The organism is Bradyrhizobium sp. SZCCHNR1051, assembly GCF_032489615.1.
Lineage (GTDB): Bacteria > Pseudomonadota > Alphaproteobacteria > Rhizobiales > Xanthobacteraceae > Bradyrhizobium.
The window spans coordinates 1-17,862 of the sequence record NZ_JAUEYJ010000003.1 but is presented as its reverse complement, the minus strand read 5'-3'; the positions used below and the strand labels follow the sequence as shown (position 1 = coordinate 17,862).

Genomic DNA, 17,862 nt, shown 5'->3' with positions numbered 1-17,862 from the left:
CCTCAAGCGGCATCACGCGGTATGGGTCCCGGGTCGGCGCCCGTCGACGCTCCGCGTCGCCGAGCTTGCCCGGGACGACAGTGATGGTTGGGGCACGCTGGTCGGCCCGCCTCATCCCTCCCGCCGCGCCACTCCGGTCGCGACAGCCGCGGCGGCGGTGCGGTTCTCGACGCCGAGCTTGGCGTAGATCTGCTCGAGGTGCTTGTCGACCGTGCGCGGACTCAGTCCCAGGATCTGCGCGATGTCGCGGTTGGTCTTGCCCTTGGAGAGCCATGACAGCACCTCGCCCTCGCGCGTGGTGAGACCAAACGCGCTGGAGAACTGCTTGGGCAGCTCACCGGAGGACTCCTTGGCGAGCCGCAGCAGGAACTCGTTGGGCCCGGCTCCGCCCATGTAGTAGAGGCGCAGTTCGGGATGATCCGGGATCGAAGCGGCGGCCTTCGCACCGCCCTTGCCGTTCTGCGCCTGATCCAGCCAGAGCCGCAGCGCTTCGGGCAGCACGAGTTCCTCCGCGGCGCCAAAACTGTCCGACAACAGCTTCTGCGCCTGCGGCGTTGCCCACATCAGCCGGCCGTCACGGTTGACGGCGAGGAGGAAGCGACCGGAGACGTCGAGCGCGGCGCGCGCGCTCTGCGTCATCCGGGCGTTGGCGAGATGCACGCGGATGCGCGCCAGCATCTCTGAAACGGCGATCGGCTTGGTGACGTAGTCGACGCCGCCGGCCTCCAGTCCCTGCACGATGTGCTCGGTGTCGGCGAGCCCGGTCATGAAGATCACGGGGACGTTGGAGAGGCCTGTCTCGCGCTTGAGCTTGCGGCAGGTCTCGAAGCCGTCCATGCCGGGCATGACCGCATCGAGCAGGATGATGTCCGGCGTGATCTGGTCGATAATGCGCATGGCCGCGGCGCCATCGAGCGCAACCATGACGGTCATGCCGGCCCCATCCAGCGCGTCCGTCAGCAGCCGAAGCGTCTCCGGCGAGTCGTCGACGACCAGAGCGACGTCGCGCTTCTTGCTGTCAATGCTCATAGGCGTGCAAGGTCTTCAGAGTTGCCATGTACTGATCGAGATCGAAGCGGTCGATGAGCGTGCGCATCTGGGCGACGAAGTCGGCATGCTCGGGATGCGCGTTGCGGATCTCGTCGAGCTTGAGCTGAATGGCCCTGATGTAGCCGATCTGGCCGAGGCTCATCAGCTCTTCGACATATTTGAGCGGCGGCCGGGATCCGGTGTCCGGCCGCCAGCGTGGCGGGGCCACAGGCGTGTCGGTCTGGTAGCTCCATTCGAGCTTCAGCAATTGACGTATCGCCTCCAGCAGCCTTGGGATGTCGATCGGCTTCATCAGGTAGCTGTCGTGAAAGGGTTGCGCCAACGGCCGGCCGTGCGCTTCGAGCGCGCTCGCAGACGTCATCAGGATCCGGGCCTGATGATGACCGCTGTTGCGCAAGGTCTCGGCCACTGTCCAGCCGTCCATGCCCGGCATCGAGATGTCCAGAATGAACAGATCCGGCTGGCAGTGTTGTGCGAGCGCGAGGCAGGCGGGACCGTCGGGCGCGCTCAGCAGGATGAAGCCGAGCGGCGTCAGCACCTCGCGTAGGAGGTCGCGATGCACAGGATCATCGTCGGTGATCAGGATCGTCCTGCGCGGCCCGAGATAGCCGGCCACCGGCGCCTTCACCGGCGCATGCCGCGTCGGGTTTGTCACCTCGGACAGCAGGATCTTGACCTTGAACGTACTGCCGGCGCCGACCCTGCTCTCGACCTTGATGTCGCCGCCCATCACCCCGGCGAGCAGACGGCTGATCGTCAGGCCCAGTCCCGTGCCGGTCTGCGGCTGCGCGGCCCCGAGCGCGCCGCGCTCGAACGGCGCGAAGATGCGCTCCAGATCGTCGGGCTGGATGCCCGGGCCGGTGTCGATCACCTCGAACTCGGCCACCGGGCTCCGATAATGCACGACGAACTGGACGCTGCCTTCCCCGGTGAATTTGATGGCATTCGACAGCAGGTTGATCAGGATCTGGCGCAGCCGCTTCTCGTCGGCATAGACGACCAGCGGCAGGACCGCCGGCCGCTTGAACACGAAGTCGACGCCCTTCGCCGCGGCCTGCAATCGGAACATGCCCACGAGCTGATCCAGGAATTCGCTGAGACGGACCTCGTCGCGCGACAGATACAGCCGCCCGGCTTCGATCTTGGAAATGTCGAGAATGCCGTCGATCAGGCCGGACAGATGATCGGCGCTGCGGCGGACGACGCGAACCTGATCCCGCGGCTTCGGTGCGAGGCTCGTGTCCTGCTCGAGCAGTTGCGCATAGCCGGAGATCGCGTTCAGCGGCGAGCGCAGCTCATGGCTGAGGCCGACCACATAGCGGCTCTTGGCGAGATTGGCTGATTCCGCAACTTCCTTGGCGCGCTGCAACTCTGCATCGGTGCGCTTGTGCGCCTCGATCTCCTGAATCAACAGCTGGGTCTGCCGCCGCGTCTCGTCTTCGGCCGCACGGCGGCTCTGCTGGGCCAGTACGAACAGCCACGTCACGACACCGATGATGATGGAGAGGGCGAAGAACACCTTCCACAGCACATCGGAGATGATGCCCTTGAACCCCGGCAGCGCCGCCGACGTCTCCAGATAGATCATGCCGAGCGTCAGCGCGACGAGCCCGGCCGATGTCAGAAATACACCGACATAATGACCGAGCTGCGAGTTGAACTTGGCCAGCAACGACTCCGGCAGCATGCCGCTGAGCGCCGCTGCGACCTGAGCCTGGGCCCGCGCGTGCGGCTTGCACAGATCGTGGCAGCGCGCATCGAGCGAGCAGCACAGCGAGCAGATCGGACCGGCATAGGCCGGGCAGGAAGCGGTATCCTCCGGTTCGAAGTGATGCTCACAGATGCAGCATTGGATCTGCTCGATGTTCTGCCAGCTCCGCTTTGGCTTGCGTGCCAGATAGTATTTGCCGTCGGTCAGATAGGCGATCGCAGGCGCGGTGACGAGCGCGACGCCGAGCGCGACGAAGGTCGACAGCGCCTTTCCGGTCGGCCCGAACAGGCCATAGAAGGCGCTGATCGAGACGATCGTCGCGATCGTCATCGCGCCGACCCCGACCGGGTTGATGTCGTAGAGATGGGCGCGCTTGAACTCCATCTGCGGCGGGCGCAGGCCCAGCGGCTTGTTGATCACGAGGTCGGCGACGAGAGCGCCGACCCAGGAGATCGCGATGTTGGAGTACAGCGCCAGCGTCTGCTCCAGCGCCTTGTAGACGCCGATCTCCATCAGCAGCAGCGCGACGACGACGTTGAACACGAGCCAGACCACGCGGCCGGGGTGGCTGTGCGTCAGGCGCGAGAAGAAGTTCGACCAGGCGATCGAGCCGGCATAGGCGTTGGTGACGTTGATCTTGATCTGGGAGACGATCACGAAGGTGCCGGTCAACGCAAGCGCCAAATCCGGCCGGGCCAACACGTAGCGGAACGCCTCCAGATACATGTGCGCCGGTTCGGCGGCGTGGTCGGCGGAGACTCCGTGGCTCAGCGCGAAGAAGGCGAGGAACGAGCCTGCCAGCAGCTTCAGTGCCCCGAGCACGATCCAGCCGGGGCCAGCCGACAACAGCGCGATCCACCACGACCGTTTGGACGTGCGGCGGTCACGCGGCAGGAAGCGCAGGAAGTCGACCTGCTCGCCGATTTGGGCGACCAGCGAGAACACGACCGCCGCGGCGGTCCCGAACAGCGCCAGATCGAGATGGCCCATGGGATCGCCGTGCTCGCCGGGAAACTGCTGCCATTCGACGAAGGAGTGCGGGCTGGCATAGGCGATCGCGGCAAAGGGCAGGATGTGCAGCACGACCCACAGCGGCTGCGTCCATAGCTGGAAGCGGCTGATCAGCGTGATGCCGTAGGTGACGAGCGGAATGATGACGACGGCGCTGATGAGATAGCCGATCGGTCGGGGGATGCCGAAGCACATCTCCAGCGCAGAGGCCAGAATGACCGCTTCGATCGCGAAGAAGATGAAGGTGAACGACGCGTAGATCAGCGAGGTGATGGTCGAGCCGATATAACCGAAGCCGGCGCCGCGGGTCAGCAGGTCGATGTCGATGCCGCATTTGGCCGCATGATAGGCAATCGGCAGGCCGCAGCAGAAGATGATCACACTGGCGACCAGGATCGCGGCGGTCGCGTTGGTGACGCCATAGTTCAAGGTGATGGTGCCGCCGATCGCCTCAAGTGCGAGGAACGAGATCGCGCCCAACGCCGTGTTGGCGACGCGGGCGGCGGACCAGCGCCGCGCGCTCTTGGCCGTAAAGCGGAGTGCATAGTCCTCCAACGTCTGGTTGGCGACCCACTGGTTGTATTGGCGCCTGACGCGGTCGATCCGCTGCCGCCCTGCCACTCTCGAACTCCTCACGCGAAGCGGTTCGCCCGCACGCCTTGTCCTGCCGCTCGCAAGACCTACGCAGAGCCTACGTCGCGCTTTTGCGGTGCAGTATACGCAATCTTGCGTATCCGTGCGTTGCACAAAGCGCGCCATCCTTCGTCCGACCCAACGCGTGTCCTCGAACCAATGAATGGGGTGCTCATGTCAGACGAAACCAAAAAGGGCCTGAAGTCGCCACTTCGGCGCCAATTGCTGATGGGAATGGCCGCGATCCCGGCGCTCGCCATGATGCCGCGGCCGTCCTTCGGCGCCGGCCCTGCAACCTCTGCAGTCAACACCACCGGCCTTGCAGTCACGGATAGCGAAGTCACCGTCGGCATTCTGCATTCGGTCACGGGCACGATGGCGATCTCGGAGACCGGCTCGGTGCAGGCCGAGAAGCTCGCCATCGAGCAGATCAATGCCGCCGGCGGCGTGCTCGGCCGCAAAATCAAGTATATCCAGGAGGACGGCGCTTCCGACTGGCCGACCTTCGCCGAGAAGGCCAAGAAGCTGCTGGTCAACGACAAATGCGCCGCCGTCATGGGCTGCTGGACCTCGGCCTCGCGCAAGGCGGTGCTGCCGGTGTTCGAGCAGTACAACGGCATGCTGTATTACCCGACCTTCTACGAAGGCCTCGAACAGTCGAAGAACGTCATCTATACCGGCCAGGAGGCCACGCAGCAGATCATCGCCGGCCTCGACTGGGTCAACAAGACCAAGGGCGCGAAGACCTTCTACCTGCTCGGCTCCGACTACATCTGGCCGCGCACCTCGAACAAGATCGCGCGCAAGCATATCGAGGGCCATCTGCAGGGCGCCAAGGTCGTCGGCGAGGAATACTTCCCGCTCGGCCACACCCAGTTCAATTCGGTGATCAACAAGATCAAGCTGACCAAGCCGGACGTCATCTACGCGATCATCGTCGGCGGTTCCAACGTCGCGTTCTACAAGCAGCTGAAGGCGGCCGGCATCGACATGTCGAAGCAGACGCTGCTCACCATCTCCGTGACCGAGGACGAGATCGACGGCATCGGCGGCGAGAACATCGCGGGCGCGTATGCCTGCATGAAATATTTCCAGTCGCTCGACAATCCGAACAACAAGGCTTTCGTCGCCGACTTCAAGAAGATGTGGGGCGAGAAGACCGTGATCGGCGACGTGACGCAGGCGGCCTATCTCGGCCCGTGGCTGTGGAAGCTGACGGTCGAGAAGGCCGGCAGCTTCGACATCGACAAGGTCGCGGCGGCCTCGCCCGGCATCGAGTTCAAGGGCGCGCCGGAAGGCTACGTGCGGATCCACGAGAACCACCATCTCTGGTCCAAGACCCGCGTCGGTCGCGCCAAGGCGGACGGTCAGTACGAGCTGATCTACGAGACCGCCGACTTGGTCGAGCCAGATCCGTTCCCGAAGGGCTACCAGTGAGCCTGCGTCTCTGGCGCGCCGTTGACGGTGCGCTCCCTCCCCCCTTGTGGGGGAGGGTTGGGGAGGGGGGTACCCCACCCACAGCTCGGCGCGGAGGCTCCCCTCCCTAGCCCTCCCCCACAAGGGGGGAGGGAACGATCTTGGCCGCGGACACGCTGTGCCGCACGCCGATCCATTTCCTGCAGGGCATCACGAGAGGACGGATCATGTTCGGTGACTATTCCATCGGCGACCTCGGGGCCATCTTCGCGATGCAGGGCTTCGCGGGCCTCATCCTGTTTTCGGTCTACGTGCTGATGGCGCTGGGGCTTGCCATCATCTTCGGCCAGATGGGCGTCATCAACATGGCGCATGGCGAGTTCATGATCCTCGGCGCCTACGTCACCTGGATGACGTCGAACGCCTTCCAGCATTTCCTGCCCTCGCTGTTTCCTGGCTACTTCTTCGTCGCGACGATCTTCGCCTTCATCGCCTCCGGATCGCTCGGCATGCTGGTCGAGTGGGCGATGATCCGCCGTCTCTACAAGCGGCCGCTCGATACGCTGCTGGCCACCTGGGGTCTCAGCCTCATCCTGCAGCAGGCCTACCGCTCGGTGTTCGGCGCCCGCGAGGTCGGCGTCGAGCTCCCCGAGTGGATGATGGGCTCCTGGCAGGCGACCGACGCCATCCAGATCCCGATCAACGGCATGTTCGTGATGTGCCTGACCATCCTGATCACGCTCGTGGTGGCCTACGTCCTGTTCCTGTCGCGCTGGGGCAAGCAGGTTCGCGCCGTGGTGCAGAACCGCGTGATGGCCGGCGCCGTCGGCATCAACACCGAGAAGGTCGACCGCTACACCTTCGGCCTCGGCTGCGGCATTGCCGGCGTCGCGGGCTCGGCCTTCACCATGATCGGCTCGACGGGTCCGACGGCCGGACAGCTCTACATCGTCGACACCTTCCTGGTCGTCGTGTTCGGCGGCGCCGCCAGCCTGATCGGCACCATCGCCTCCGCCTTCACCATCTCCCAGGCGCAGTCGACCATGGAGTTCTTCATGTCCGGCTCGATGGCCAAGGTGCTCACGCTGCTTGCGATCGTCGCCATCCTGATGATGCGGCCGCAGGGCCTGTTCGCCCTCAAGGTCCGCAAGTGAGCCAGCTCCGACAGCCCAACAAGAAAGCACGGTCATGATCATCAACTCGCGCTTTTTCAACCGATCAGAACTCATCGGCTTCGTCTCGCTGCTGCTCCTGCTCGTCGTCATCCTGCCCTTGGCGCTCGATGTGTTCCGCCTGAACCTGGTCGCGAAATATCTGACCTACGCCTTCGTTGCGATCGGCCTGGTGCTGTGCTGGGGCTATGGCGGCATCCTGAGCCTCGGCCAGGGCGTGTTCTTCGGCCTCGGCGGCTACTGCATGGCGATGTTCCTGAAGCTGGAGGCCTCTAGCGTCGCCAACACCAAGATCCAGTCGACGCCGGGCATCCCCGACTTCATGGACTGGAATCAACTGACGCAGCTGCCGTTCTTCTGGAAGCCATTCCAGAGCTTCCCGTTCGCGCTGGCGGCGATCATCCTGGTGCCTGCGATCTTCGCCTTCATCATCGGTGCGGCGATGTTCAAGCGGCGCGTCGGCGGCGTCTACTTCGCGATCATCACCCAGGCGATCGCGGCCATCCTGACCATCCTGATCGTGGGACAGCAGGGTTATACCGGCGGCATCAACGGCATCACCGACCTGCGCACCCTGCACGGCTGGGACATCCGCACTGATCACGCCAAGCTCATCCTCTACTTCGTCGAAGTGTTCCTGCTGTTCGCGGCCATCCTGGTGGCGCAGTTCATCCGCCTGACGAAGCTCGGCCGCATTCTGGTGGCGATGCGTGAGCAGGAGGACCGGGTCCGCTTCTCCGGCTACAGCGTCGCCAACTTCAAGATCTTCGCCTTCTGCGCAGCCGCCGTGTTCGCGGCCGTCGGCGGTGCACTCTTCACGCTCGAGGTCGGGTTCATGTCGCCGTCGTTCGTCGGCATCGTGCCGTCGATCGAGATGGTGATCTACACCGCTGTCGGCGGCCGGCTGTCGATCTTCGGCGCGGTCTACGGCACGATCCTCGTCAACTTCGCCAAGACCAGCCTGTCGGAAACCTTCCCGCAGCTCTGGCTGTTCGGTCTCGGCGCTCTCTTCATTGCCGTCGTGCTCGCCTTCCCGAACGGCCTCGCCGGCATCTGGGGCGACCATGTGCAGCCGCGCATCGACCGCTTGCTGGCCTCCCGCACCAAGAAATCCGGCAATGGCGGCCTAGTCGCCAACGGCGCCCCTGCAGAATGAGGAGACAGCGATGCTCATCGGTCATCAGCCCAAGGACTTCCTGCTCGCGGTCGAAGCACTCACGGTCTCCTTCGACGGCTTCAAGGCGGTCAACGATCTCTCCTTCTACGTCGAGGAGAACGAGATTCGCGTCATCATCGGCCCGAACGGCGCAGGCAAGACCACGGTGCTCGACCTGATCTGCGGAAAGACCAAGGCGACCTCGGGCTCGATCCAGTTCCGCGGCAAGGAGCTGACGAAGCTGCGCGAGAACGAGATCGTCAAGGCGGGTGTCGGTCGCAAGTTCCAGACGCCGTCGGTGTTCGAGGATCTCAGCGTGTTCGAGAATCTCGAGATCTCGTTTCCGCGCGGCCGCACCGTGTTCGGCTCGCTGACCTTCCAGCGCGACGCGGTCGTCAAGGACCGCGTCGAGGAGGTCGCCGAGATGATCTTCCTCAAGGACCGTCTCAAGACCTCGGCCGCCGAGCTCAGCCACGGCCAGAAGCAGTGGCTCGAGATCGGCATGCTGCTGATCCAGAACCCGGACCTGCTGATGCTCGACGAGCCCGTGGCCGGCATGAGCGTCAGCGAGCGCGCCAAGACCGCCGAGTTGCTCAACCGCATCATCAAGGACCGCTCGGTGCTGGTCATCGAGCACGACATGAAGTTCGTCGAGGACATCGCTCACAAGGTCACCGTGCTGCACCAGGGGCAGATCCTCTCCGAAGGCACAATGGAGCGGGTCAAGAACGATCCCAAGGTTGTCGAAGTCTATCTCGGGCATTGAGCGATGATCGCGATCCTGTTCGCTCCGAATGACGCCGCGTTCCCCTCCCCCTTGTGGGGAGGGGTTAGGGGAGGGGGCCCACGGCGGCAGTCTCGCTTGGGGCCACCCCCCTCCCCAACCCTCCCCCACAAGGGGGGAGGGAGCGCTCTGCCGATGTTGCTGCAGCCTCATCCAAGTTCATCACTTTGCAGGAGCCATTGATGCTCGCAATCTCCGATCTCCATGTCGCCTACGGTCAGAGCGAGGTGCTGCATGGCCTGAACGTCAAGGTCGCGCCCAACGAGATCGTTGCGATCATGGGCCGCAACGGCATGGGCAAGACCACGCTGATGAAGTCGCTGATGGGCATCCTGCCGTCCAAGAGCGGCTCCATCGACATGAACGGCACCGAGCTGTCCGGCCTGAAGAGCTATGAGCGCGTCGCCAAGGGTCTCGCCTACGTGCCGCAGGGCCGCATGATCTTCTCCACCATGACGGTGAAGGAGAACATCGAGACCGGCCTCGTGGTCTCGGGTGAATCCGAGGTCCCCGGCGACATCTACGAACTGTTTCCGGTGCTGCTTGAGATGAAGGGCCGCCGTGGCGGCAATCTCTCCGGCGGCCAGCAGCAGCAGCTCGCGATCGCGCGCGCGCTCGCGACCAAGCCCAAGGTGCTGCTGCTCGACGAGCCGACCGAGGGCATCCAGCCGTCGATCATCAAGGACATGGCGCGCACCCTCAAGCGCATCCGCGACGAGAAGGGGCTGTCGATCGTCGTCTCGGAGCAGGTGCTGAGCTTCGCGCTCGACATCGCCGACCGCGTGCTGGTGATCGAGAACGGCGAGATCGTCCGCGACGATCCGCGCGAGTCCGTCGATGCCGCACAGGTCTCGAAATATCTGTCCGTCTAACCACTCCGTCCAAGCAAGGAAAATGGGGAGCTTCTGATGCCAGACACATTGATCAAGGTCGATCTGACCAAGTCGGCCTACGAGAACGACAAGGTCCATAACCGCTGGCACCCGGACATTCCGATGGTGGAGTGGGTCAACCCGGGTGACGACTTCATCATCGAGACCTATGACTGGACCGGCGGCTTCATCAAGAACAACGACTCCGCCGATGACGTGCGCGACATCGACCTGTCGATCGTGCATTTCCTGTCCGGCCCGATCGGCGTCAAGGGCGCCGAGCCGGGCGACCTCCTGGTCGTCGACCTGCTCGACGTCGGTCCGTTGAAGGAGAGCCTGTGGGGCTTCAACGGCTTCTTCTCCAAGCAGAACGGCGGCGGCTTCCTGACCGATCACTTCCCGCTGGCGCAGAAGTCGATCTGGGACATCAAGGGCCTCTACACCTCGTCGCGTCACGTGCCGGGCGTGAACTTCGCCGGCCTGATCCATCCCGGCCTGATCGGCTGTCTGCCCGATCCGAAGCTGCTCGCGACCTGGAACGAGCGCGAGACCGCGCTGATCGCCACCAACCCGACCCGCGTGCCCGGTCTCGCCAACCCGCCGTTCGCGCCGACCGCGCATGCCGGACAGGCCAAGGGCGACGCCAAGGCCAAGATCGGTGCCGAGGGCGCCCGCACCGTGCCGCCGCGCGAGCATGGCGGCAATTGCGACATCAAGGACCTGTCGCGCGGCTCGAAGATCTACTTCCCGGTCTACGTGCCCGGCGGCGGCCTCTCGATGGGCGATCTGCATTTCAGCCAGGGCGACGGCGAGATCACCTTCTGCGGCGCCATCGAGATGGCCGGCTGGCTGCACATCAAGGTCGACATCATCAAGGACGGCGTGGCGAAGTACGGGATCAAGAATCCGATCTTCAAGCCGTCGCCGATCACGCCGAACTATCGCGACTACCTGATCTTCGAGGGCATCTCGGTCGACGAGGCCGGCAAGCAGCACTATCTCGACGTCCACATCGCCTATCGCCAGGCCTGCCTCAACGCCATCGAGTACCTGAAGAAGTTCGGCTACTCCGGCGCCCAGGCCTACTCGATCCTCGGCACCGCGCCGGTGCAGGGCCACATCTCCGGCGTGGTCGACGTGCCCAATGCCTGCGCCACCCTGTGGCTGCCGACCGAGATCTTCGACTTCGACGTGATGCCATCGGCGGCGGGGCCGATCAAGCACATCATGGGCGACATCCAGATGCCGATCTCGCCGGACAAGTAATTCTCCTCCCTGCGCGATGGGTGCGGGACGGCAGTGGTTTCGCCGCCCCGCATCCGCCGCGTGAGATGGAGATGATTGTTGCGCAGGAGACGAGACGATGCCGGTCTATGAATATCTCTGTGATACATGCGGACCATTCACCGACATGCGCCCGATGGCTGAATGTGATGAGCCGCAGATCTGTCCGCAATGCCAGGACATGGCGCCGCGCGTGATCCTTACCGCACCCGCCTTCGCCTGCATGCCGGCGGAGCGGCGCACGGCGCATGCCACCAACGAGCGCAGCCGCCACGCGCCGCAGACGGTCGCGGAATACAAGGCGAAGCACGGGCCGGGCTGCGGCTGCTGCTCGCCGAAGAAGCGGCCGCGGTTGATGACCAAGACCAGGAGCGGCGCCAAGGGCTTTCCGACGGCGCGGCCGTGGATGATCAGCCATTGAGCGCGAGGGGCGGCGCGATCCGCCGTCCCTCAGCGTGACGCCGGCACGCGGCGCGGTCCCGGCCCAGCCGCCGGCTGGCCGCCGAACTTGACGGTCATCGCATTGGCGCCGTCGCTGATGTCGAGCAGCGTCTTGCGGCTCTCGTCGATGACCTTGGCCGATTTGCGCTTGAAGCTGTCGACGAGCTCGCGCATCGACTTGATCTGATCGAACAGCTGTCCGGGATTGCCGTCCGCGAAGCCGGGAATGGCGCCGTCGATCCTGGTCACGAGCGTGTCGAAGCCCTTGAACACGTCCTCGGCCTTGTCGATCGCGGCGTCGATCGCTGCCGTCTTCTCCTGCAGCGAGGCGGTCTCGGATTCGAAGGTCTGCAGCGCCTCCTTGATGGCCGGTGCATTGCTGACGATGAATTTGTCGACGTTGTGCACCGTCTCGACCATCGTCTCCTGGTCCTTGAGGTCGGCCGTCAGTACCGGCACCCCGTCGCGATCGAACGGCACCGGCGGCGCCGTCGGCGCGCCGCCGACCAGCGAGATCGCGGCGATGCCGGTCAGGCCCTGAAATTCGATGCCGGCCGTGGTGTCCTTGCGGATCGGTGCGGAATTGTCGAGCGTGATCATGGCAACGATCTTGCGCGGGCTTTCGAGGTTGATCGAGAGGATCTGCCCCGCCTGCACGCCGTCGAAATTCACCGGGCCGCCCTTGCGCAGGCCCGCCGCCGAGCCGCCGTCGAACACGACGCGCATGACGCTGCGCTGCTGGGCGATCCGCGCCTTCTGCTTGATCAGGACGCCGCTGATCCCGGCCGCAACGGCCGCGATCGTCAGGGTTCCGACGATGAGATTGATCGCGCGCATTCCGTGTCCGTCGCTGCCTCTGCTCGATTTTAGCCGTTAAGTCTTCCGGTTGGAAGCTCAGCGCGCGAGCCCGGGCCGGGACGGGGCGGCGAGGCCCGCGAGCAGCACCGCGAGAATCCCGGTCAGGAAGATACCGTCGAAGGTTCCGGCGCCGCCGATCGAGGCCACGGGCGCGCCGAGGCTGCCGATCTTGTCGAGGTTCATCAGGTCGGCGCCGACCAGCGTCCCCATCGAGCCGCCGATATAGGCCAGCGGCGCGGCATATTCGCGCGACAGCAGGAACGCCAGGATCGCGGTCACGACGACCGGCGCGAACACCGGCACGGCGATGCCGACGCCCTGCACCGGCGTTGCCATCGCGTGGATGATCACGGCGATCACCAGCACCGCGATCGCCGCGCGCAGCCAGAGCTGGTAGCGCAGCACGAGATAGGTCGACATGATCGTCGGGATCACGGCGCCGCCGACATTTACGGCGAGGAGGGTGCCGGGCCATTGATGCACCAGCGGCACGACATACTGCATGCCGAAAAAGTCGATGATCTCGCCGGAGCGCGCGACCTGCCCGGGCAGCATGGTGATCGGAATGTTGAAATAGCTGCCGATCAGCGATCCGAACAGCAGCAGCATCGCGGTGCCCGAGCTGACGCCGAGCTTCATGTAGGCGTAGCGCAGGATGCCGAGCTGGATCAGGACGATCAGGACGCCGAACGCCAGCACCAGGATCGCGAAGAAGGCCGGCGTGATCGGCAGATATTGAACCTGGGAATGCATGTCGAAAGCGCTTGAGATGTGGACCGGGCTGTCGCCGACGGAGCATCCCACGCGGGCGACACGGTGACAAATGGGCATTCGTCGCCGGGTTCCCAAGCCCAGCGATGCGCGCGTTCATCTGTCCGCCGCGATCAGCGTGGCATGCAGCGCGTAGCGTTCCGGTCCCTCGGTCAGAGCGTCGAATGGCCAGCAGGTCGACAGCACCAGCTCCGGGCCGTCGCTCGCCGGATCGATGCCGGAGGCATCGAAGCGGACGACTTTGGCCGCATCGGCGCGGTAGCGGAAGGCCTTGCCGTCGCGCCTGATTACGTCGATCTCGTCGCCGATCCTGATGTCGCGCAGGAAGCGGAAATGCGTGTCGCGGTGCGCGGAGTACACCGCGATGCCCGGCTGGCCCGGCTCGGCGCTGCCTTCGACATGGCCGGCGCCGAAGGCGAGCGCCTGGCCGCTGGAGCCGGCCAGCGCGATGGTGGAGACGCCGAGGCGCTTCATCTCGATCCGCGCCACCGGGACCGTGTCGGCCCAGGACCACGGCTTGACCGGCCGGCCCGTTGCGATCGTCTCGCTGAACGCGCGGTCGAGCAGCACCTGCGCGACGATCGCCTTGGCGTGGATGAGGGCGCCGTGGCCGAACAGGGCGAGGCCAGCCAGGGCGATCGCGAGTGGGATGAGGAAGCGGGGCATCATCTCTCCATCTGTCATTGCGAGCGAAGCGAAGCAATCCAGAGCCGTCGTGTCGCCCCTGGATTGCGTCGTCGCTTTGCTCCTCGTAATGACGCCGTTAGTTAGTTGGCAGCCCGCCGCCGAAGGGCGGCGAGCCAGATCAGTTCGAGCATCAGGATCCCCAGCCCGAGCAGCATGCTGAGCTCGGCATCGGTTGCCGTCTTCGGCAGCGTGATCGTGGCGGGCGCCGCCGGCACCACCGGCCGCTTCAACGCGGCGAGCTGAACGTCGCCGTCGGCTTCGGCGCGGCGGTCCTTCCGCATCGCCGGCATCCCACCGCGCTCGCCGAACACCTTCTCATAGTCCCAGCCCGCCGGCAGGTTGATCGGCAGCTCGGCGAGCCTCAGCGGCTCGCCATCGGTCCGCCGCGGCGTCTTGTCGACGGCGACGAGGCTGGTCAGGCGCGTCACCAGCTGATGCTCCAGCGCGAGCTTCAGAATCGCGCCGTCGGCTTCCTCTGATGTCATCTGCCGCATCGTCTGTGCCACCTCGGCATCGCCGATCTTGCGCCGGGCCCACAGCTTGGAGAGGCCCTTGCCTTCGGCGGCGCCTGACAGCGGCAGCGTGATGGTCCAGGGCTGGTCGCCGATGCGGCCCTTGAGCTGCAGCGATCCAGCGAGACGGTCGATCTTCGCGGCGAGCACCAGCGGCTCGTCGCGATAGACGTCCGGCAGCACCGCGGGCGTGAGATCCGCTGAGGCTTCCGAAAACGTCGCGGTCAGAGCGGTCACGGCCGGGTTCTCGAGTTTGGCGAACAGGCCGCGCATGCGCTCCTCGACCTGCTCGACCGAGCCGATATGCGTGAAGGCGCCGCGGCCGAGCTCGGCGGCGCGCGTCATCAGATAGGTGTTCGGTGCCGAGCCGATACCGACCATGAAGATGCGCGAGCGGCCGCGCATTGCGGTGATGGTCTCGAATAGCTGCTGCTCGTTGCCGATGGCGCCGTCGGTGAGGAATACCACCTGCCGCACGCGCGCGCTGTCGCTGCCGTCGTCGGTCAGCGCCGCGCGCATCGCAGGGACCATCTCGGTGCCGCCGCGCGCATCCAGCGAACTCACGTAGCTGGTGGCGCTGCCGACATGCTCGGCATCGGCCGGCACCGAGGACGGAAACAGCACGGTCATCGTGTCGTCGAAGCGGATCACGTTGAACCGGTCGCCCGGCTGTAGCCGGCCCAGCGCATAGAGCAGGCTGGCCTTGGCCTGGCGGATCGAGGTGCCGCCCATCGAGCCGGAATTGTCGATCACGAAGATGACGTCGCGCGGCTGCGGCCGCTGCGCCGGCGCTGCCACGGCAGGCGGCGTGACGAAGGCGAGCAGATAATCGGCGTCGCCGACCTGCTCGTGAAACAGCCCGACCGACGGCATCGCCGCAGCGGCCGGCTTCCAGGTCAGCTCGAAGTCGCGGTCGGCCGGCACCACGCCCTCGGCCAGGGTGACGACTCGCGTCTTCGCATCGGGGCTGTCGATCGTCACCTGGTGATGGTGGCTCTTGACCTCGCCGAGCGCGAAGCCGGCCTGCAGCCGCACCGCGATCCTGGTTGGATTGACCGGGTCATTCTTGGCCGGATCGAGCACCTCCGGCGAGATGCGGTTGCGGTCCGGTACCGGATCGTTCGTAGCGGCGCCCCAGCCGTTGCCGCCCGGGCGCAAATCGACGCTCTGCACGCTCGGCGCCGGATTGTAGCGCGGCGCGACGACCAGCGGCACCCGCAGCGAGAATTCGCCGCCACTCTGTGCCACTGGCTGCTGATATTCGATCTGCACCAGCACGGTCTCGCCGGGGCCGATATTGGCGAGCGAGTTGGTGAAGATGTTCGGCCGCTCCTGCTCGGTCAGCGCCGCGCTCTTGCCGTCGCGCTTGGCCTGCTCGTAGATCACCTTGGCCTGTTGGCGCGGCTTGATGTCGCCGACCACGACGCGGTCGCCGACGATCATCTTCAGCGTGTCCACCGCGCTGTCGGGCGGCAGCGGATAGACATAGACCGCCTCCATCCATTGCGAGCTCGTGTTCTTGAACAGCTGCGTCACGCGCGCCCGCGCCGTCGGCCCTGAAACGACGATATCGACATCGATGCCGAGCCGCGGCGCCTCGGCGTAACCGAGGTCGCTCTTGAACAGCAGCGCCCCGGAGCGGGCATCGCCCGGCTTGGTCAGCGGCGCCAGCGGCCCTTCGGCGGACCAGCCGGGGGTGACGCTGAGAAACAGCGCCGTGAAGCCGACCAGCAGCACGGCGGCGGCCTGCAGCAGCAGGAATAGCAGCATGGTCACGATCCACGACCGGACCGGATGGGTGCTGCTTCTGATATCGTGGTCCATCGTCTCGCTCATCATTGGCTCCGCAACGAACAATTTCGGCATGCTGAGACTGAGGGCAGCGCGCCAGCGCCGCGAGCGGAATGGTCGGTCTTGTTCAGCCGCCGCCCGCCCGCGTCTGTCCGGTGGTGGTCGAGAGCGCGGCTGATCTGTCCGGGTTTGTGCTGATTTGTCCGTCTGCTAGAAGAGGTGGGTATCACGCGGCAGGGGACAGGATGTCGAACCCGGACAACAGCGAGCTTTCCGACGAACAGAGCCGGCAGGTCGCGGAGACCATCCGCGAGGAGATCGCGCGGCGCCGGATGTCGCGGCAGGCGCTGGCGGAGCAGGCCAGGCTGAGCCTGTCGACCCTGGAGAAGGCGCTCGGCGGCCGCCGCCCGTTCACGCTGGCGACCATCGTCCGGCTGGAGCAGGCGCTCGGGATGTCCCTGCGCAGGACGCCGAACGCGCCTCTCGCGGCGCCTGCCACGAGCGGCGGCATCGCGCCGGACAGTCTCGGCTCCTATTCGCGGCGGGCTGTGGAGTGGATCGAGGGCACCTACGTCACCTTGCGGCCGTCATTCGGCGACAAGGACGCGATCTACGCCTACCGCACCGACATCGTCTGGGACGATGCGGCGTCGTCGCTGGTGTTTCGCGAGGGCGCGCGGCTCGATGCGGCGTTCACGCAGTTCGGCGAGGTCGCCGTGCCCAACCAGTCCGGCTTCGTCTACCTCGTCACCAACCGCCACGGCCAGCACCGCCTGATCACCGTGTCGCGTCCCACCATTACCGGCGAGATGTACGGCATCATCACGACGCTGTTGGCGGGCCGCGGCTCGCTGCTGACGCCGATCGCGGCGCCAATCGCGCTGCTTCCGCTGCGCAATGTGGTGGAGCCGAGCTTCGGCCGACTCGGGACTGACGATCCGCACTATGCCTTCTATCGCGAGCATCTGCGCAAGACGATCGAGGAGCCGTTCGCGCTGTTCGTGCAAGGCGTGGCGTGAGTTGTTAGGTGTAGGGTGGGCAAAGGCGCGCCCCGGTGCGTGTTGCATGCTGCGCTCCACCGCACGCCGTGCCCACCATTCGCTCCGAATGCGCCGACGGACGGTGGGCACGCAACCGCCCTGCGGGCGTCCGCTTTGCCCACCCTACGGCAGCTGACTCCGTCGCCGCGTTCGCTAGGACGGTGCGTGTGGGAGACGCGGTGCTCCTACAAATACGCTGTCGTCCCGGCGAACGCCGGGACCCATACTCCCAGGGAGGGGTTTGAGGCTGGCTGGTCATTGGCATTTTGCCCAACACAACCGCCGCGGAGTATGGGTCCCGGCGTTCGCCGGGACGACAGCGGTGGGTGGGCGGATTCACGGCTCAAACAGCAGAAGGCCTAAACAGCAGAACGGATCGAACAGCAGACGACGGACATGTCGACGCATTCCCGCGGCACATCATGCCCGAGGTCTGCGATCAGTTCGTCCCTCCTCAAATGCAGAGGGCGCAGGGAATGCCGGGTGAAGGCCTCACCCATGGCCCGCCTGCTCAAAAAATGCAGGCGGCAGGTACCACAGGCAAAGCCGATTCAACCGGTGGATTCAATTGGTCGTCGCAACACTCGATGAGGAGGTTGCGATGGGCATTCGAAAGAAACGGTCAACGCGGGGCAAGCTGGGATCATTGGGGCGCCCACCAGTTGCGGGGCGT

At 65.3% G+C, this 17,862-nt stretch carries 14 protein-coding genes; 8 read left to right on the top strand and 6 right to left on the bottom strand.

Going from position 1 to position 17,862, the window contains the following annotated elements; translation table 11 throughout:
• Positions 1-111: 111 nt before the first annotated feature.
• Positions 112-1,029 (bottom strand): response regulator transcription factor, encoded by a 918-nt coding sequence (locus QW868_RS03785; RefSeq protein ID WP_316229960.1) that lies wholly within the window; start codon positions 1,027-1,029, stop codon positions 112-114.
• Positions 1,019-4,393 carry an ATP-binding protein gene (locus tag QW868_RS03780; protein WP_316229959.1) on the bottom strand — a complete coding sequence of 1,125 codons (3,375 nt, stop codon included), beginning with the start codon at positions 4,391-4,393 and terminating at the stop codon, positions 1,019-1,021. The genes QW868_RS03785 and QW868_RS03780 overlap by 11 nt, the downstream gene beginning before the upstream one ends.
• 186 nt (positions 4,394-4,579) lie before the next feature.
• Between QW868_RS03780 and urtA the strand changes: the two genes are divergently transcribed.
• From urtA to QW868_RS03745, 7 genes are all read left to right on the top strand, one after another.
• Positions 4,580-5,842 (top strand): urea ABC transporter substrate-binding protein, encoded by a 1,263-nt coding sequence (gene urtA, locus QW868_RS03775; protein ID WP_315740604.1) that lies wholly within the window; start codon positions 4,580-4,582, stop codon positions 5,840-5,842.
• A gap of 206 nt (positions 5,843-6,048) precedes the next feature.
• Positions 6,049-6,975 (top strand): urea ABC transporter permease subunit UrtB, encoded by a 927-nt coding sequence (urtB, locus tag QW868_RS03770; RefSeq protein WP_316230073.1) that lies wholly within the window; start codon positions 6,049-6,051, stop codon positions 6,973-6,975.
• A gap of 34 nt (positions 6,976-7,009) precedes the next feature.
• The gene (gene urtC, locus QW868_RS03765) at positions 7,010-8,149 is read left to right on the top strand and encodes an urea ABC transporter permease subunit UrtC (RefSeq protein ID WP_316229958.1); all 1,140 of its coding nucleotides are present in this window, start codon (positions 7,010-7,012) and stop codon (positions 8,147-8,149) included.
• 10 nt (positions 8,150-8,159) lie between these two features.
• The gene (gene urtD / locus QW868_RS03760) at positions 8,160-8,915 is read left to right on the top strand and encodes an urea ABC transporter ATP-binding protein UrtD (RefSeq protein WP_315759547.1); all 756 of its coding nucleotides are present in this window, start codon (positions 8,160-8,162) and stop codon (positions 8,913-8,915) included.
• 200 nt (positions 8,916-9,115) lie between these two features.
• A complete protein-coding gene (gene urtE, locus QW868_RS03755) occupies positions 9,116-9,805 on the top strand; it encodes an urea ABC transporter ATP-binding subunit UrtE (protein WP_316229957.1) in 690 nt (229 codons plus the stop codon).
• A 36-nt stretch (positions 9,806-9,841) separates the two neighbouring features.
• A complete protein-coding gene (fmdA, locus tag QW868_RS03750; protein WP_316229956.1) occupies positions 9,842-11,071 on the top strand; it encodes a formamidase in 1,230 nt (409 codons plus the stop codon).
• Positions 11,072-11,168: 97 nt separating this feature from the next.
• The gene (locus QW868_RS03745) at positions 11,169-11,510 is read left to right on the top strand and encodes a zinc ribbon domain-containing protein (RefSeq protein WP_316229955.1); all 342 of its coding nucleotides are present in this window, start codon (positions 11,169-11,171) and stop codon (positions 11,508-11,510) included.
• Positions 11,511-11,539: 29 nt separating this feature from the next.
• Here the strand turns inward: QW868_RS03745 and QW868_RS03740 are convergent, their stop codons facing one another.
• From QW868_RS03740 to QW868_RS03725, 4 genes are all read right to left on the bottom strand, one after another.
• Positions 11,540-12,367, bottom strand: a complete 828-nt coding sequence (locus QW868_RS03740; RefSeq protein WP_315798765.1) for an MlaD family protein — start codon at positions 12,365-12,367, stop codon at positions 11,540-11,542.
• A gap of 57 nt (positions 12,368-12,424) precedes the next feature.
• Positions 12,425-13,141, bottom strand: coding sequence for a DUF1614 domain-containing protein (locus QW868_RS03735; RefSeq protein ID WP_315774210.1), 717 nt, complete (start codon positions 13,139-13,141; stop codon positions 12,425-12,427).
• 114 nt (positions 13,142-13,255) lie between these two features.
• Positions 13,256-13,825, bottom strand: coding sequence for a class GN sortase (locus tag QW868_RS03730; protein WP_315774209.1), 570 nt, complete (start codon positions 13,823-13,825; stop codon positions 13,256-13,258).
• A 101-nt stretch (positions 13,826-13,926) separates the two neighbouring features.
• Positions 13,927-16,194, bottom strand: a complete 2,268-nt coding sequence (locus QW868_RS03725) for a marine proteobacterial sortase target protein (protein WP_316229954.1) — start codon at positions 16,192-16,194, stop codon at positions 13,927-13,929.
• A gap of 200 nt (positions 16,195-16,394) precedes the next feature.
• Here QW868_RS03725 and QW868_RS03720 point away from each other — a divergent pair, with 200 nt between their 5' ends.
• Entirely contained in the window at positions 16,395-17,168 is a 774-nt protein-coding gene (locus QW868_RS03720) for a helix-turn-helix transcriptional regulator (protein WP_316229953.1), read from the top strand.
• Positions 17,169-17,862 lie beyond the last annotated feature (694 nt).

What these genes read in the sequence shown, in the direction of transcription:
- QW868_RS03785 (WP_316229960.1), bottom strand. Translation starts at nt 1,029, where the DNA reads ATGAGCATTGACAGCAAGAAGCGCGACGTCGCTCTGGTCGTCGACGAC.
- urtA (WP_315740604.1), top strand. Translation starts at nt 4,580, where the DNA reads ATGTCAGACGAAACCAAAAAGGGCCTGAAGTCGCCACTTCGGCGCCAA.
- urtB (WP_316230073.1), top strand. Translation starts at nt 6,049, where the DNA reads ATGTTCGGTGACTATTCCATCGGCGACCTCGGGGCCATCTTCGCGATG.
- urtC (WP_316229958.1), top strand. Translation starts at nt 7,010, where the DNA reads ATGATCATCAACTCGCGCTTTTTCAACCGATCAGAACTCATCGGCTTC.
- urtD (WP_315759547.1), top strand. Translation starts at nt 8,160, where the DNA reads ATGCTCATCGGTCATCAGCCCAAGGACTTCCTGCTCGCGGTCGAAGCA.
- urtE (WP_316229957.1), top strand. Translation starts at nt 9,116, where the DNA reads ATGCTCGCAATCTCCGATCTCCATGTCGCCTACGGTCAGAGCGAGGTG.
- fmdA (WP_316229956.1), top strand. Translation starts at nt 9,842, where the DNA reads ATGCCAGACACATTGATCAAGGTCGATCTGACCAAGTCGGCCTACGAG.
- QW868_RS03745 (WP_316229955.1), top strand. Translation starts at nt 11,169, where the DNA reads ATGCCGGTCTATGAATATCTCTGTGATACATGCGGACCATTCACCGAC.
- QW868_RS03740 (WP_315798765.1), bottom strand. Translation starts at nt 12,367, where the DNA reads ATGCGCGCGATCAATCTCATCGTCGGAACCCTGACGATCGCGGCCGTT.
- QW868_RS03735 (WP_315774210.1), bottom strand. Translation starts at nt 13,141, where the DNA reads ATGCATTCCCAGGTTCAATATCTGCCGATCACGCCGGCCTTCTTCGCG.
- QW868_RS03730 (WP_315774209.1), bottom strand. Translation starts at nt 13,825, where the DNA reads ATGCCCCGCTTCCTCATCCCACTCGCGATCGCCCTGGCTGGCCTCGCC.
- QW868_RS03725 (WP_316229954.1), bottom strand. Translation starts at nt 16,194, where the DNA reads ATGAGCGAGACGATGGACCACGATATCAGAAGCAGCACCCATCCGGTC.
- QW868_RS03720 (WP_316229953.1), top strand. Translation starts at nt 16,395, where the DNA reads ATGTCGAACCCGGACAACAGCGAGCTTTCCGACGAACAGAGCCGGCAG.